The organism is Sphingomonas aurantiaca (assembly GCF_003050705.1).
In the GTDB taxonomy this organism is placed as follows: Bacteria; Pseudomonadota; Alphaproteobacteria; order Sphingomonadales; family Sphingomonadaceae; genus Sphingomonas; species Sphingomonas aurantiaca.
In genome coordinates, this window is sequence record NZ_QAOG01000003.1 from 68,916 (window position 1) to 83,975 (window position 15,060).

Here is a 15,060-nt window from a genome sequence, read left to right on the forward strand (position 1 = left end):
CTGCGATGTGCAGGGCGGGCCGCGGTGATCGTCTCGCCCGCCGCTCTACCGAGCGGCAACCGACAACCGTCGCTGTTAAGCGGCGACTGCCGAGGCTGCGATCTTCTTGACGACTTCGCGCTTGAGGCGACGAACGCGGAGCGACAGCTTGTCGTCCGAGGTCTTCACCAGCCAGTTGTCGAGGCCGCCATTATGCTCGACGGTGCGCAGGCCGTGCGTCGAAACGCGCAGCTTGACGCCCTTTTCGAGCGAATCGGAAAGCAGCGTGACGTTCTGCAGGTTCGGCAGGAACGTGCGCTTGGTCTTGTTGTTGGCGTGGGAGACGTTGTTCCCGACCATCCGGCCCTTGCCGGTCAGTTCGCAAATGCGCGACATGTGATTACCTATTCAAGTGTCGGGAGGAACCCCGGAAAGGCGCGCGGATAGCTGGCACGCCGGCTTTCGTCAACCGATTCACGCAAAACGTGTCTTGCGATCCGCGCAGTACGGGTCTTGCAACCCGCTGCGTTCGCGGACGTTGTTACGCTATCGAACTGTTCAAGAAAAGGGGATGTCTTATGCGTACGCTCTTGTCGCTGCTCGCGATCGTCGTGCTGGTCGTGGTCGGCCTGATGTATTTCGGGATCATCAACATCGACCAGACCCGCCAGGGCGTCGTCCAGGCGCCGAAATTCCAGGCGGACGTCGCCAAGGTCACGCTCGGCACCGAGAACAAGACCGTGGCGGTCCCGACGATCAACGTCGAGAAGCCCGCCAACAGCCAGGCACCGAACTGATCTTTACCTGACGGGACGGGGCGGGCAGGGCTTTGCGCCATGTTCCCCGTCCCCGACCCCATGCGCCGCGCGCTCGACGCGGCGCGCGATGCCGCGCTGGCCGGTGAAGTGCCGGTCGGCGCGGTCGTCGTGAAGGACGGCGTCATTATCGCCGTGGCGGCCAATGCGCCGCGAACCTTGTCCGATCCGACCGCGCACGCCGAGATCCAGGCGATTCGCGCCGCTGCGCTGGCCCTGGGCAGCGATCGGCTCGAAGGCTGCGATCTATGGGTGACGCTCGAGCCCTGCGCGATGTGTGCCGGCGCCATCGCGCATGCCCGGATCGCGCGGCTCTATTATGGGGCGCCCGATGCGAAGGGTGGCGCGGTGGAGCACGGGCCGCGATTCTTTGGCCAGCCGACGTGTCACCACCGGCCCGAAATCTATGCCGGCATTGCCGAGACCGAAGCGGCCGGGATCCTGCGCGCGTTCTTCGGCGCGCGGCGGTAGGTCACCTGATCCCTAATCCTCCCCCGCCAGGGGGAGGATTAGCGTTACCCCTCCAGGCTTTTCGACGCCTGCTCGAACAGATCCTTCGACAATCCCGGCGTGGCCACGATCCGCTCCAGTTCCGCGCGCATCAGCCCGGCGCGTGCCGAATCGAACCGCCGCCAGCGGCCGAGCGGCGGCAGGAGCTTTGCCGCGGTCTGCGGGTTGAGCCGGTCGAGCGCAACCAGCTGGTCGGCGAGGAACCGATACCCGCTCCCATCCATGTTATTAAAGGCGCGCTGGTTGGCGCCGAACGCCCCGATCAGTGATCGCGCGCGGTTGGGGTTGCTCAGGCTGAAATCGGCATGCTCGGCAAGGCCTGCGACGATCGCGCCGGTATCGTCGCGCGACGACAGCGCCTGCGCCTGGAACCACTTGTCGAGGACCAGCGCGTTGTCGCAATATTGGCTGTAGAAGATGTCGAGCGCGGTCGTGCGGATCCCCGACTCGCTGCTCACCAGCGTGGTCAGCGCGCCCATCCGGTCGGTCATGTTGTCCGCCGATTCGAACTGCGCGAACGCCAGGTCGGCGGCATCGTCCGCGCCGCTCGCCGCAATATAGCCGAGCGCGACGGTGCGCAGGCGACGCAGGCCCTTGCCCTCGGGCGTATAGGTATAGGGCTGGCCCTCGGCGCGCGCATAGGCGGTGCGCCACTGCGCCTCGAGCTGCGTGCCGAGATCGCGGCGCAGCGATTCGCGCGCGCGGAAGATCGCCTCGGGATCGACGATGGGCATCTGGTCGCCGATGAAGCTTTCGGACGGCAGCAGCACCGCCTCGGCGACGAAGGCGAGATCGAGCTCGGCATTGTCGAGCGTGTTGGCGACCGCGGCGATCACGTCGGCATGATCGGGCCGCCCCTGCGCCGAGGCGACCAGCGTATCGAGCATCAGCTGCTGCATCGCCTCGTACCGCGCGAACGGATCGTCGTCATGCGCGCTGAGGAAGGCGAGATCGGCCGCAGTGCGATTGCTCTCGACCACCACGGGGGCCGAGAAGCCGCGATTGATCGACAGCACCGGGCGTTCGGTGATGCCGTCGAACACGACCGTCTCGAGCGTGTCGTCGAACAGGATGAGGCGCTCGTCGGTCAGCGGCAGGCCCGAATCGGCACCGAACAGCCGGACCCGGAGCGGCAGGACCATCGGCGACTTTACCGGCTGGCCGGGGGTGGAGGGGACCTGCTGGGCGAGGCGCAGCATCGCGCGATCGCCGTCCGGCGACACGCCCGTTTCGTACGTCAGATTGGCGGAGACGCGCGGGGTGCCCGCCTGCGAATACCAGAGGCGGAACTGCGTCAGGTCGACCTTGCCGCCTTCCTCCATCGACGTGACGAAATCCTCGCAGGTCGCGGCCGTCCCGTCGTAGCGATCGAAATACAGGTCGGTGCCCGCGCGGAAGCCCTGCGGGCCGAGGATCGCGGCCATCATCCGGATGAGCTCGGCGCCCTTGTTGTAGATCGTCGCGGTGTAGAAGTTGGAGATCTCCTGATAGGATTCAGGCCGGACGGGATGCGCGAGCGGCCCTGAATCCTCGGGGAATTGCGACGCGCGCAGGCCGCGGACGTCCTCGATCCGCTTGACGGCGCGGCTGCCCTGGTCGGCGGAGAAGCCCTGGTCGCGGTAGACGGTGAAACCTTCCTTCAGCGACAGCTGGAACCAGTCGCGGCAGGTGATCCGGTTGCCCGACCAGTTGTGGAAATATTCGTGCGCGACGACTGCGGCGATCGCGTCGTAATCGTAATCGGTCGCGGTATCCGGATCGGCCAGGATGTAGCGCGAGTTGAAGATGTTGAGGCCCTTATTCTCCATCGCGCCGAAGTTGAAATCGTCGACCGCGACGATGTTGAACACGTCGAGATCATATTCGCGGCCATAGGTCGTCTCGTCCCACGCCATCGCGAGCTCGAGCGCTTTCAACGCATGGTCGGTCTTGGGCAGGTCGGCCTCGCGCACCCAGATGCCGAGCGAGACTTCGCGGCCCGACATCGTCGTGAAGCGGCCGCGATTGACCGCGAGATCGCCCGCGACCAGCGCGAACAGATAGGAGGGCTTGGGGAAGGGATCGTGCCATGTCGCCCAGTGGCGGCCGTCGTCGAGCTGTCCTTGCGCGACCGGATCGCCGTTCGCGAGCAGCACGGGGAAGTGCGTCCTGTCCGCCGTCATCCTGACTGAATAGACGCTGAGCACGTCGGGGCGATCGGGGAAATAGGTGATGCGGCGAAAGCCCTCCGCCTCGCACTGCGTGCAGAGATTACCGCCCGACGCGTAGAGCCCCATCAGCTGCGTGTTGCGATCGGGCGCGATCTCGACCTGGGTCTCGACGACATGCGCCGCGCCGGCAAGCGGGATGACCAGCTGTTCGCCGTCGATCCGCCAGTCGTTGATCGCGACGCCGTCGACCGTGACCGACAGCGGCTTCTGCCCCGCGCCGTCGAGCCGCAGCGGGCTGGCATGATCGCCGTTGCGAGTCACCGACAGCGTTGCCGTCACGCGTGTGGTCGACGGATCGAGGACGAAATCCAGGCTCGTCTCGGGGACCAGCCACTCGGGCGGGGTGTAATCCTCGCGGCGAATGACGAGCGGGTGGGCGAGACTGTTCTGGAGATCGAGCATATCTTTGCGAATATAGGGCCGCGCCGATCTATCGCCAGCCAAAGCTTGGTGCGCATTCATTCGAACATTGCACCTTCCCGGCGGAGGCCGGGGTCCAGTTGGAGAGGTCGCGGTGACGAAGCGCAGCCTATGTTCAGCACTGTCTCCCAACTGGACCCCGGCCTCCGCCGGGGAGGTGTTTCTCGGTATGGAACGTCTTTGATCCCGCGACCCAAAGCTTGCGTGGGAGTCGGTGCATGCTACGCCGCTGCAACACGTTCCCTTTGCAAGGATTTCCGGATGTATCGTCCTCTCGGCGCGCTCGCGGTGCTCGCGCTTTCTACGTCGGCCCTTGCCCAGACGGCGCCCCAGACTGCGCCGGCCGCCGAGTTGAACGCAAAGCTCGCCGCCCCGCTGCCCGCGGATCAGGCGGCGATGAAGGCGCATGTGCTGTTCCTCGCCTCCGATGCGATGAAGGGGCGCGAGGCCGGCAGCCCCGAATTCGACATCGCCGCGCAATATGTCGCCGCGCAATTCTATGCCGCGGGGCTGCGTCCCGGTGGCGACGCGGGCGGCTATCTCCAGACGGTGCCGCTGGTCAGCTACAAGGCGGCGAGCAAGGGCGATTTCGTGTGGACCGGTCGCGGCGCCGCGCAGCCGCTCGTGTTCGGTGAGGACTACGTTCCGGCCGCGAACGGCGCGAAGGCGGAAACCAGCGTGTCGGCCCCGGTCGTGTTCGTCGGCTATGGCATCGACGCGCCGCAATATGGCCAGGACGATTACAAGGGCGTCGACGTGCGCGGCAAGATCGTCGCCTATTTCGGCGGCTCGCCCGCGCGGTTCGGTGGCGAGGAGCGCGCATTCTTCGGCTCGGGCGGCACCAAGGCGGCGATCGCGCAGGCCAAGGGTGCGGTCGGCGTGATCACGCTGGAGAGCCCGCGCTCGGCCAAGGTCCGCACGTTCGCCAAGATGGCGGAGTCCTACGCGACGCCGCGGATGACGTGGGCGAACCCCGACGGCACCGGCAAGGTCGATGCGCCCGGCGCGCCGTCGCTCGGCACCGTCAGCATGGCCGGCGCGGCCAAGCTCTTCGCGGGCGCGAAGACGCCGTGGACGCGGATCGCCAAGCAGGCGGACAGCGACAACGCCAAGTTCAAGGCGATGCCGCTACCCGGCACGCTGACCGTCGCGACCAGGACGAGCTTCGTACCCGCTGCCAGCAGCAACGTCGTCGGCATGATCCCCGGCAGCGATCCGGTGGTCGGCAAGGAAGTCGTCGTGCTGTCGGCGCATCTCGATCACATCGGCATCACCAAGCCCGTGAAGGGCGACGCGCTGAACAACGGCGCGCTCGACAATGCGATCGGCATCGCCAGCCTGATCGAGGAGGCCAAGCGCTTCACCGCCAGCGGTCAGGCGCCCAAGCGCACGATCATGTTCCTGGCCGTCACCGGCGAGGAGAAGGGGCTGGTCGGCAGCGACTATTTCACCAACCATCCGACCGTGCCGCTGACCTCGATCGTCGCGGACGTGAATCTCGACATGCCGATCCTGACCTACAAGTTCGAGGACATGGTGGTGTTCGGTGCCGAGCGTTCGACGATCGGCCCGATCGTGCAGAAGGCGGTCGCCGCGATCGGCGTCGGCCTGTCGCCCGATCCGATGCCGGAGGAGGGCATCTTCGTCCGCTCCGACCATTTCCGCTTCGTCCAGAAGGGCATTCCGGCGGTGTTCCTGTGGCCGGGTCAGAAGGGGCCGGGCAAGGCCGCGGTCGCCTATTTCATGGCGAACAATTACCACAAGCCGTCGGACGACCTGTCGCAGCCGATCCTGTGGGATCAGGGCGTGCGGTTCGTCGATGCGAACTACCGGATCGCGCGCGAGATCGCCGACGGTGCGCAGCGGCCGGTGTGGAATGCGGGCGATTATTTCGGGACCTTATATAAGGGGCCGATGGCACAGACCGGGACGACGAAATGAGCCGGCTGCTGATCTTCGGACTCGGCTACACCGCCGGGCGGCTTGCCGATCGACTGGCGGCGGACGGCTGGCATGTCGTGGGCACCACGCGCGACGGTCGCGGCGACTCGATCCGGTTCGACGATACCGACGCGGTGACCGCGGAGATCGCCGCGGCGACGCACATCCTGTCGTCGGTCCCGCCCGAGCATGAGGCGGACCCCGTGCTGGGGCGCTATGGCGCGCTCTTGCTGCGGACTCGGGCATGGGTCGGCTATTTGTCGTCGACGGGTGTGTACGGCGATGCGCAGGGCGCGTGGGTGGACGAGACCGCGCCGATCGGCGGCGGCCGGCGCAGCGCGCGGGCGGCGGCGGATGCGGACTGGCTCGCGCTCGGCGCGCGGACGTTCCGGTTGCCCGGCATCTATGGGCCGGGTCGCTCGCCGCTCGACCGCGTGCGCGCGGGCAAGGCGCACCGGATCGAGCAGCCGGGGCAGGTGTTCAGCCGCGCGCATGTCGACGATATCGTCTCGGGCGTGATCGCCGGGTTCGATGCGCCGGCGGGGGCGTATAATCTGGCGGACGATGTGCCTGCGTCGCAGAACGACGTCGTGGCGTTCGCCGCGATGCTGCTCGGCATGCCCGCGCCGCCGTTCGTGACGCTCGACGAACTGTCGGCGATGGGGCGCGGATTCTATAACGAGAACCGGCGCGTGGCGAACGGCAAGGCGAAGCGCGTGCTCGGCTGGACGCCCGCCTGGCGCGATTACCGCGCGGGCCTGCGCGCGCTGAGTGCGATGACCAGCCCGATACCCGACAGCACCGCGCCGGCGACCGCCAGCGTCGACCAGTGATAGCGCTCGAACAGCGTCGATAGCAGCATCGCGATGACTGGCACGATGACGCCCGAATAGGCCGCCTTGGCCGGGCCGATCGCGCGAATGACGTTGAAATAGAGCGGGAAGGCGAGCGCCGACGCGAACACGCCGAGATAGAGGATGCCCGCAACATAGCCGAAGCGGGCCTCGAATACCGGCGGCCCGGTCGTGATCCACGCGAACGCCGCGTCGAGGCACGCACCGATCAGCATCGCGATCGCGAGCACGGGCGCCATCGGATAGCGTTTGGCGAACGCGCTGCCTTGGATGACGTTGGCGACCGAGGCGGCCATCACGCCGCACAGGGTGAGCACGATGCCGATCGTCGCCGAGCGCGGCCCGTGCGGATCGACGCGTGCTTCGTTGACGAACAGCAGCGCGACTCCCGCCATCGCGACTGCGCAGCCGAGCATCAGCTGGCGCCCGAGGCGCTGCTTGAGGAAGATGCGGCCGAAGATCGCGTTGGGGACGAGCAGCAGCGCGAACACCACCGCGACCAGCCCCGAGGTGACGTAATGCTCGGCGCGGTAGACGAAGTTGAAGTTGAACGTGAACAGCGCGATGCCGATGACGGCTGCGAACGCATAGCCGCGCGCGTCGAACCTGAAGCTCTCGCGCTTGATGCTCGCATAGATCGCCATCGCGATGCCGGCGACGAGGAAGCGGTAGCTGATCGACCAGCTCGGCGGCACCACCGCGATCTGGTCGCGGATGACGAGCCAGGTCGAGCCCCAGATCAGCGTGACGATGCCGAACGGGATCAGCACCGCCGCGCGGGTCGACTGGATCGGGGGTAGCGGCGGGGCGGGGGTCATAACTCCCGGATCGCGTCGGCGAGCAGGCCGACCGCGTCCGCCGGGCTGTCCCACGCGGTGACGAGACGGATCTCGCCCGCCGCCCAGTCGTAGAAGTCGAAGCCGCGCGCGCGCAGGGCCGCCGCCTCTTCGGGGGTTGCGCGGAGGAAGACTTCGTTCGCCTCGACCGGGTGGACGAGGCGGTCGCCGGCTGCGGCGGCGAGTGTGGCCGCGGCGTCGTTGGCGGCCTTGGCATTGGCGAGCCAGAGATCGTCGTCGAGCATCGCCAGGATCTGCGCGGCGAGATAGCGCCCCTTCGACAGCAGCAGGCCCGCGCGCTTGCGGCGATACTGGGTGACCGCGGCGAGGTCGGGCTTGAAGAAGACCAGCGCCTCCGCGCTCATCGCGCCGTTCTTGACGAAGCCGAAGCTGAGCGCGTCGACGCCGGCGCGCCACGTCATGTCGGCGGGCGAGCAGCCGACCCGCGCCATCGCATTGGCGAACCGTGCGCCATCCATGTGGAAGCCGAGCCCGCGCTCCTTCGCCAGCGCGCCGATCGCGGCGACCTCGTGCGGCTGGTACACGCGACCATATTCGGTGGCGTTGGTGATCGAGATCGCGTGCGGCTGGACGCGGTGGACGTCGTCGGGGATCGCATCGAGAACGGTTCGGATCGTCTCGGGCGTCAGCTTCGCGCCGATGCCGTCGGCGAGGAACAGCTTGGCGCCGTGGGTGTAGAATTCGGGTGCGCCGCCCTCGTCGTTCTGGATGTGCGCGTCGCGGTGGCAGACGATCCCGCCATGCGGGGGGCAGAGCGCTGCGAGCGCGAGGCAGTTGGCCGCGGTGCCGGTGGGGACCCAGAGGACGGCCACTTCGGTTTCGAACAGCGCCGACAGGCGGCCATCGAGCTGCTGGCTCCACGCATCGCCCGCATAGGCGGTGTCGAGCGTGTCGGCGGCGGCGATCGCGGCCATGACGTGCGGGTGGACCTGGGCGGCGTTGTCGGAGAAAAAGCGCATGGGGAGGACATGCTGCGATGCGGTGATGGCGTCAACGGGGGCTTCGACCGAGCCGTCTCCTTCTGCTTCGTCATCCTGGGCTCGACCCAGGATCCAGAGCCACGGGCGGGGTCATTCCTGGCTCTGGATCCTGACTTTCGTCAGAATGACGACGGGGGAGGGGATCGCTGCCCCTCGTCAAGAGGACGGTGGGGCGTGTCACTGCTCCCCGTCATACCCCGGCTCATCCTCGGACGGGCGGCGATCGTCGCGGGGCGGTGGGCCCTGCTCGCGGTCGCGGCGCGACGGGCCGACCGAGATCGTGCCGTCCTCGCCCATCTTCAGGTTGAAGCCCATGCCTTCGATCTCGCCGCCCAACGGCAGCCCGGCATTGCCCTCCTCGTCCGCGGGCAGCGCGTCCGGATCGACCTCCTCGACCGCGGGCGGCGGCGCGGCGACGGGCGCGATGCCGAGTGCGGACTGCATGAAGTCGCGCCAGATCCGCGCCGGGATCCCGCCACCCGACAGCCCGGGGTTCGAGCTGTTGTCGTCGTTGCCAACCCACACGCCGACCACGAGATCGCGCGCGAAGCCGACGAACAGCGCATCCTTGTTGTCCGAGGTCGTGCCGGTCTTGCCGAACGCATCGACCGTCAGGTTCGCCTGCCGCCCGGTGCCGTTCCGGATCGACGCCGCGAGCAGATCGAGCATCTCGTCATGGATCTTCGACGGTATCTCCGTCGCGCCGCCGGTCAGCGACTGGTACCAGCCCTTCTCGCGGACGTCGGCCAGGCCGCGCGGCTGCACCGGATATTGCTCGCGTGCGATCGCGGCATAGGCGGCGGTCAGTTCGAGCAGCGACACGGTCGAGGTGCCGAGGCCGATCGTCGCCTCGCTCGGGATCGGCGTCGAGATGCCGAGGTCGCGCGCCGCCTTGATCACCGCCTTGACGCCGACCTGCTGCGTCAGCCGCGCCGCCGCCACGTTGGACGAGCGCGCAAACGCCTGGCGCAGCGTGATCGTCCCCTGATAGCGGCCGTCGCTGTTCTTGGGCGTCCAGTCGCCGATCGTCACCGGCCGGTCCTCGATCGTCGAATCGGGGGTGAGCCCCGAACGCATCGCCGCGAGATAGACGAACAGCTTGAAGGTCGAGCCGGGCTGGCGCCGCGCCTGCGTCGCGCGGTTGAACGGGCTCTTGCGATAGTCCTTGCCGCCGATCATCGCGACGACGCGGCCATCCGGGCGCATCGCGACCAGCGCGACCTGCGCCTGCCGCAGCCCCGCGCGCGCGACGGTACGCTCCGCCGCACGCTGCAATCTCGGATCGAGCGTGGTCTGGACGGTGGCCTCGGTCTTGATCTCGCCCGCCTGGTCGCGCGCCTCTGGCAGGATCCAGTCGGCGAAATAGGTGCCGTTGGGCAGTTGCGACGGGCGGCTGCCGAGCACGCGCTGCGGCCGGACCGCGTCTCCCTCCGCCTTGGTAAGGAAGCCCGCATCGACCATCGCGCCGACCACGACGGCTTCCCGCTTGCGCGCGCCTTCGAGGTTCGAGGTGGGGGCGAGACGCGACGGCGCCTTGACCAAGCCGGCCAGCATTGCCGCCTGGCCGACATTGAGCTTGTCGGGGGTGCGGCCGAAATAATGCTTGGCCGCCGCGCTGATCCCGTAGGTGTTGTCGCCGAAATACACGTTCGACAGATAGCGCGAGAGAATTTCGTCCTTCGACAGCCACGCCTCGAGCCAGAAGGCGATCATCGCCTCGCGGATCTTGCGCGTCGCGGTGCGGTCCGAATCGAGGAACGCGTTCTTCGCGAGCTGTTGCGTGATCGTCGAGCCGCCCTGGCGCACGCCGCCCGAGCCCATGTTCGCCCACGCCGCGCGCGCGATGCCGCGCGGATCGACGCCCCAGTGCGAATAGAAGCGCCGGTCCTCGATCGCGAGGAAGGCCTGGGTCACGTGCGGCGGGAGCTTGGCGGCATCGACCGACTTGCCGATGATCGCCCCGCGCCGCGCGATCGGCGTGCCGTCGTCCGCGGTGAGCGTGATCGAGGGCGGCGTCGGCGGCTGGAGCGATTTCGACAGCGGCGCGGTGATCGCCAGCCAGATGATTGCGATCACCAGCAGGACGATGCCGATGCCAAAGCCCCGCAGGATCCATCGGCCGATCGGACGCTTGCGGCGCGGCGCGGCATAGGGCGGTGTCGCGTCGCGGTCGTCATACGGCTCGAACGCGTCACCGTCGCGCTCGCGCTCGTATTTCTGGCGGAGGCGTTCGCGTTCGGTACTTAGCCGTTCGCGTTCATAGGCATAGGGCTCGCGGTCACCCTGCGAGCCGGCGCTGGAACGGTTGGTATCGAAGGGATCGGGGCGCATCGGTCGTTCCAGCGGGTCGGCCAAGCGGCGGACATCAGGTGTATTATCGTTCTACGACAGTTCGGGCAAGACTTTGCCTGCGTCAGGCGTATGGCCATGCTTAACGTGTACGGAGGCTTAGCGACAGCGTTCGTCAGTCAGAATGGCGCGACGCCCCTGGTGTCCAAGACCGGTTGTCATCGCGCGACGAAACGGGGAAGAGCATGTCGATGACGTTCGAACAGGATGAAACCGTGGCCGCTTCCGAGACTCTCCCGCTGGTCGTTGGCATCGGCGGCACGATCGGCGGCGTGTCGTCGACCGAGCGCGCGCTGCGGATCGCGCTCGATGCGGTCGAAAAGCAGGGCTATCGCACGCAGATGTTCGGTGGCGCCGACATGGCGCGGCTGCCGCTCTACGATCCCAAGGCGACGACGCGGACCGCGGACGAGCAGGCGTTCGTCGAGGCGGTGCGCGGGGCATCCGCGGTGATCATCGCGAGCCCGGGCTATCACGGCAGCATCTCGGGCGTGGTGAAGAACGCGCTCGACCTGCTCGAGGAAACCGCGCGCGACGAGCGGCCGTATCTGGCCGACATGCCGGTCGGGCTGATCGCCACCGCCTATGGCTGGCAGGCGACGGGCAGCACGATCGCGGCGCTCCGCTCGATCGTCCACGCGCTGCGCGGCTGGCCGACCCCGTTTGCGGCGGCGATCAACACGCAGGTCACGAAGTTCGACGACGAGGGCGGCGCGAACGACCCCGCGGTGATCGAGCAGTTGCGGTTGGTCGGCCACCAGGTCGCCCGGTTCGCACCGTTGTCCGAGCCGGCGAACTGATCGAAGCCGATTGGTCCTGATCCGTTCGTAATATTCCGTTCGTCCGGAGTAGCTGCTGAGCCTGTCGAAGCGGCGTATCGAAGGACAGGTTGGCGCGCGGAACCTGTGCTTCGATACGCGCCCTCGATACGCTTCTGCGAAGCTACTCGGTCGCTACTCAGCACGAACGGGATACAACACGAACGGAATTTTTGCGCGGTCGAGCCGACGCTCGTCGATGGGGCGAGTCCTACAATCCTCCCCGCCAGGGGGAGGTGGCAGGCTTTAGCCTGACGGAGGGGGCGGGAAGGTCAACGTCTGTTCCGTGTCCTCCCCCTCCGTCGCCTGCGGCGCCACCTCCCCCTTGCGGGGGAGGATCAGGTGGGGCTCGCTACCGTATCGCGGCGCGCAGGGTGGCGCGGACGCCGGTGTGGGTCGGGTCGTATTCGACGATCGTCTGGAGGCTCTGCGCCATCGCGCGGATCAGTTTCGTGCCGAGCCCGGTGCCGCGCGGCACCGCGTCTTCGGGAATCCCGCAACCATCGTCCTCGACCGCGAGCAGGACGATGTCGTCGTCGATCCGGCGCAGCACCACGCGGACTTCGCCGCCGCTGGTGGGATAGGCGTATTTGCATGCGTTGGTGACGAGCTCGGTGACGATCACGCCGAGCGACACGGCGCGGTCGGTCGGCAGGCGGATCGGCTCGGCGACCAGCGTCAGCGCGCGCGGGAGCGCGTCGGTCGACCAGGTCTCGGCGAGTTCGTCGACCAGCGCGCCGAGATATTCCTGCATGTCGACATTCTCGACATCGTTGCTCGTGTAGAGCCGCCGGTGGACCTGCGCGATCGCCTGGATACGGCGCTGCGTATCCTCCAGCGCCTCGCGCGCGGACGGGTCGGTAAGCGCGGTCGCCTGCAGGCGGACCATCGCCGAGACGAGCTGCAGCGAGTTGGCGACCCGGTGGTTCACCTCGCCGAGCAGCGCCTCGAGCCGCGCGTTGCTGGCGCGCAGATCGGCCTCGGCGGACGCCTTGTCGCGTTCGAGCAGCGCGCGCGCGCGCACCTGGTCGAACGAGGCATCGAGCAGGTCGAAGAAATCCTCGCCAACGGTCTTCACGACATAGTCCGCCGCGCCCGCCTTGAGTGCGGCGACCGCGATGCGGCCTTCCTCGGAGCCGGTGACGTACACGACCGGGGGCGGATCGGGCAGGCGGCGCAGCGCCTCGAGCGTCTCGAGGCCGTCCATGCCGGGCATGTAGTGATCGACCGCGATCAGGTCGAACCGCTCGGCCGCCGCCTTGACCACGCCCTCGGCGCCGGTCTCGGCGACGGTCATGCGGTAGCCGCGGCGTTCGAGCGCACGCGCCGCCAGCCGCCGGATCCCGGCGTCGTCGTCGATGTAGAGAACGCTCGGCCCGCTCACTCGGCGTCGGGAACCTGGATCACCGACAGGAACAGCCCGAGCTGGCGGATCGCCTGCGCGAAGCTCTCATAGTTGACCGGCTTGGTGATGTAGACGTTGCAGCCCAGATCGTAGCAGCGCTCGATCTCGATCTTGTCGTCGGTGGTCGTCAGCACGACGACGGGCGTGCGGCGCAGCGGGCTGTTCTCCGCCTTGATCCGCGCGAGGATGTCGGTCCCGCTCATGTCGGGCAGGTTAAGATCGAGCAGGATCATCGCCGGGCCGCTCTTGGCAGGCCCGTCGACCGCGTTGAACAGGAAGTCGAGCGCGCTGGTGCCGTCGGTGAAGTGCTTGATGTCGTTCAGGATCCCTGCGCGACGGATGTTCTTCTCGATCAGCCGGGCATGGCCTTCGTCGTCCTCGATCATGACGATCCCGACGGTCTGGTGCTGGTTCATGGCGTGCTATCCTGAATCGTCATTGCGCTGGGAAGGTTGAGGCGGAAGGTGGCACCGTCGCCGAGCGTCGACTGCACGTCGATCGTGCCGCCGAGACGATAGGCCAGCGCGCGGACATGCGCGAGGCCGATCCCTTCGCCGGGCTGATCCTGCGGCCCCGAGCGACGGAACAGGTCGAACACGCGCTGATGATCGCGCACATCGATACCGCGGCCATTGTCGATCACCGACAGGATGACCCGGCTGCGCTCCTTGTGCCCACGCACGACGATCTCGCCGGGACGGCCGGGCTTTAGATACTTGGTCGCGTTCTCGATCAGGTTCGACAGGATCTGTTCGAGCGCGAGGCGATCGGTGACGATCGCGGGCATCGGCCGTTCGACGCGGACGACCGCACCGCGATCATCGACGATGTGCTGCATCGAACCGATGATCGTGTCGACCAGCTGCGCGGGGTCGATATGTTCGGGCGCGATCGTCCGGCGCCCCTCGCGCGACAGCTTGAGGATGGCGTTGATCAGCCGGTCCATCTTCTGCGTCGAGGTGCGGATGAAGCCGATCGCCTCGGGCAGGTCCTCGCGCGCGGCCAGCTTTGCGTCCTGCGTCAGGATGTGCGGCGCTTCCGCCTCGGCGCGGTCGATCAGCTCGGCGAGCGGGCCTGCGGCGGTCGCGAGTTCGGCGGTGAAGCCCATGACGTTCACCAGCGGCGAGCGCAGATCGTGGCTGACGATGTACGCGAAGCGCTGGATTTCCTCGTTCGCGCGGCTGAGATCGGCGGTGCGAGTCGCGACCTGATCCTCGAGCGTCTCGTTCAGATCGCGCAGGCTGTCGCGCGAGCCCGCCAGATCGGTGGTGTAGCGGCGGATCACGAGGATCGCGAGGATCGCGACGACCAGGAGCAGCGCGGCGGCGAGCCCTGCGACCGAGAGGAACAGCGCGCTGCTGCGTTGCTGGTGCCCGGTGCGGATCGCGAGCAGGCGAACCTCGTCAGCGGCCATCGCCTGGAGGCGGTAGCGGATGCCGCGCATCAGCGGCACGCTGGCATCGACCGCGAACCGGCGTCGTGCCTCGGCGATCCGGCCGGTCGCGACCAGCGTCATCGACTGCGTACGCAGCGCGCGCAACCGGACGAACCTCGACTCGATCCGGTCGATCCGGCTGGTCTGCGCGGGGTTGTCGCTGGTCAGGTGGCGGATCGCGCGGATCGAGGGGACGATGTTGCCCGCGGTCCGCGCATACGCGGTGGCGAACAGCGGCGTGCCGACCAGAATATAGCCGCGCCGCGCGGTCTCGGACTGCTCCATCTCGACCTGGAGCGTTGCGATCGCCTGGCGGACGTCCTGCGTGTGGAGGATCTCGGCGGTGTAGGCGCTGCTACGCATCGTGATCCAGCCGATCGCGATCGCGGCGGCGGCGAGCGCGATGAAACCGAGCGTCATGAACGCGACCAGCCACCGTGCGACCCGCCCCTCGGACGAGGGCAATTTCAAGCGTACGCTTACCATG

The 15,060-nt window shown here is 67.7% G+C and carries 13 protein-coding genes; 5 read left to right on the top strand and 8 right to left on the bottom strand.

The genetic code is table 11. The features are described 5' to 3' along the window. Positions 1-75 precede the first annotated feature (75 nt). On the bottom strand, positions 76-375 hold the full coding sequence (gene rpmB / locus C8J26_RS09335; protein WP_055874131.1) for a 50S ribosomal protein L28: 300 nt from the start codon (positions 373-375) through the stop codon (positions 76-78). A gap of 182 nt (positions 376-557) precedes the next feature. Between rpmB and C8J26_RS09340 the strand changes: the two genes are divergently transcribed. Beyond that, entirely contained in the window at positions 558-776 is a 219-nt protein-coding gene (locus tag C8J26_RS09340; protein ID WP_056416086.1) for a hypothetical protein, read from the top strand. Positions 777-836: 60 nt separating this feature from the next. Beyond that, positions 837-1,265 (top strand): nucleoside deaminase, encoded by a 429-nt coding sequence (locus tag C8J26_RS09345; RefSeq protein ID WP_107957694.1) that lies wholly within the window; start codon positions 837-839, stop codon positions 1,263-1,265. A gap of 44 nt (positions 1,266-1,309) precedes the next feature. On the opposite strand, the gene pepN is transcribed toward C8J26_RS09345, so the two are convergent. Beyond that, positions 1,310-3,916 (bottom strand): aminopeptidase N, encoded by a 2,607-nt coding sequence (gene pepN, locus C8J26_RS09350; RefSeq protein WP_107957695.1) that lies wholly within the window; start codon positions 3,914-3,916, stop codon positions 1,310-1,312. Positions 3,917-4,195: 279 nt separating this feature from the next. Between pepN and C8J26_RS09355 the strand changes: the two genes are divergently transcribed. Further along, positions 4,196-5,875 carry a M28 family metallopeptidase gene (locus C8J26_RS09355; protein ID WP_107957696.1) on the top strand — a complete coding sequence of 560 codons (1,680 nt, stop codon included), beginning with the start codon at positions 4,196-4,198 and terminating at the stop codon, positions 5,873-5,875. Then, positions 5,872-6,708, top strand: a complete 837-nt coding sequence (locus tag C8J26_RS09360; protein WP_107957697.1) for a Rossmann-fold NAD(P)-binding domain-containing protein — start codon at positions 5,872-5,874, stop codon at positions 6,706-6,708. The genes C8J26_RS09355 and C8J26_RS09360 overlap by 4 nt, the downstream gene beginning before the upstream one ends. Here C8J26_RS09360 and C8J26_RS09365 read toward each other — a convergent pair. The 3 genes from C8J26_RS09365 to C8J26_RS09375 form a co-directional block, all read right to left on the bottom strand. Then, positions 6,621-7,547, bottom strand: a complete 927-nt coding sequence (locus tag C8J26_RS09365; protein WP_107957698.1) for a DMT family transporter — start codon at positions 7,545-7,547, stop codon at positions 6,621-6,623. The genes C8J26_RS09360 and C8J26_RS09365 overlap by 88 nt on opposite strands. Next, entirely contained in the window at positions 7,544-8,545 is a 1,002-nt protein-coding gene (locus C8J26_RS09370; protein WP_107957699.1) for a threonine aldolase family protein, read from the bottom strand. Before C8J26_RS09370 ends, C8J26_RS09365 begins: the two co-directional genes overlap by 4 nt. A gap of 198 nt (positions 8,546-8,743) precedes the next feature. Beyond that, positions 8,744-10,897: a transglycosylase domain-containing protein gene (locus C8J26_RS09375; protein WP_107958121.1), complete on the bottom strand. Its 2,154-nt coding sequence runs from the start codon at positions 10,895-10,897 to the stop codon at positions 8,744-8,746. A 209-nt stretch (positions 10,898-11,106) separates the two neighbouring features. Here C8J26_RS09375 and C8J26_RS09380 point away from each other — a divergent pair, with 209 nt between their 5' ends. Next, a complete protein-coding gene (locus C8J26_RS09380) occupies positions 11,107-11,715 on the top strand; it encodes an NADPH-dependent FMN reductase (RefSeq protein WP_056417197.1) in 609 nt (202 codons plus the stop codon). Positions 11,716-12,085: 370 nt separating this feature from the next. On the opposite strand, the gene C8J26_RS09385 is transcribed toward C8J26_RS09380, so the two are convergent. From C8J26_RS09385 to C8J26_RS09395, 3 genes are read right to left on the bottom strand one after another with little or no spacing between them, the layout of a single operon-like run. Further along, a complete protein-coding gene (locus tag C8J26_RS09385) occupies positions 12,086-13,117 on the bottom strand; it encodes a sensor histidine kinase (RefSeq protein WP_107957700.1) in 1,032 nt (343 codons plus the stop codon). Continuing rightward, complete coding sequence (locus C8J26_RS09390) at positions 13,114-13,554, bottom strand: response regulator (protein ID WP_055874104.1); 441 nt, start codon at positions 13,552-13,554, stop codon at positions 13,114-13,116. Before C8J26_RS09390 ends, C8J26_RS09385 begins: the two co-directional genes overlap by 4 nt. Further along, a complete protein-coding gene (locus C8J26_RS09395; RefSeq protein ID WP_107957701.1) occupies positions 13,551-15,059 on the bottom strand; it encodes a sensor histidine kinase in 1,509 nt (502 codons plus the stop codon). Before C8J26_RS09395 ends, C8J26_RS09390 begins: the two co-directional genes overlap by 4 nt. Between the last annotated feature and the right edge of the window lies 1 nt (position 15,060).

Excerpts from the sequence above, each read along its gene's own strand:
- pepN (WP_107957695.1), bottom strand. The coding sequence starts at position 3,916 with ATGCTCGATCTCCAGAACAGTCTCGCCCACCCGCTCGTCATTCGCCGC.
- C8J26_RS09375 (WP_107958121.1), bottom strand. The coding sequence starts at position 10,897 with ATGCGCCCCGATCCCTTCGATACCAACCGTTCCAGCGCCGGCTCGCAG.
- C8J26_RS09390 (WP_055874104.1), bottom strand. The coding sequence starts at position 13,554 with ATGAACCAGCACCAGACCGTCGGGATCGTCATGATCGAGGACGACGAA.
- C8J26_RS09345 (WP_107957694.1), top strand. The coding sequence starts at position 837 with ATGCGCCGCGCGCTCGACGCGGCGCGCGATGCCGCGCTGGCCGGTGAA.
- C8J26_RS09365 (WP_107957698.1), bottom strand. The coding sequence starts at position 7,547 with ATGACCCCCGCCCCGCCGCTACCCCCGATCCAGTCGACCCGCGCGGCG.
- C8J26_RS09340 (WP_056416086.1), top strand. The coding sequence starts at position 558 with ATGCGTACGCTCTTGTCGCTGCTCGCGATCGTCGTGCTGGTCGTGGTC.
- C8J26_RS09360 (WP_107957697.1), top strand. The coding sequence starts at position 5,872 with ATGAGCCGGCTGCTGATCTTCGGACTCGGCTACACCGCCGGGCGGCTT.
- C8J26_RS09355 (WP_107957696.1), top strand. The coding sequence starts at position 4,196 with ATGTATCGTCCTCTCGGCGCGCTCGCGGTGCTCGCGCTTTCTACGTCG.
- C8J26_RS09380 (WP_056417197.1), top strand. The coding sequence starts at position 11,107 with ATGACGTTCGAACAGGATGAAACCGTGGCCGCTTCCGAGACTCTCCCG.
- C8J26_RS09395 (WP_107957701.1), bottom strand. The coding sequence starts at position 15,059 with ATGGTAAGCGTACGCTTGAAATTGCCCTCGTCCGAGGGGCGGGTCGCA.
- rpmB (WP_055874131.1), bottom strand. The coding sequence starts at position 375 with ATGTCGCGCATTTGCGAACTGACCGGCAAGGGCCGGATGGTCGGGAAC.
- C8J26_RS09370 (WP_107957699.1), bottom strand. The coding sequence starts at position 8,545 with ATGCGCTTTTTCTCCGACAACGCCGCCCAGGTCCACCCGCACGTCATG.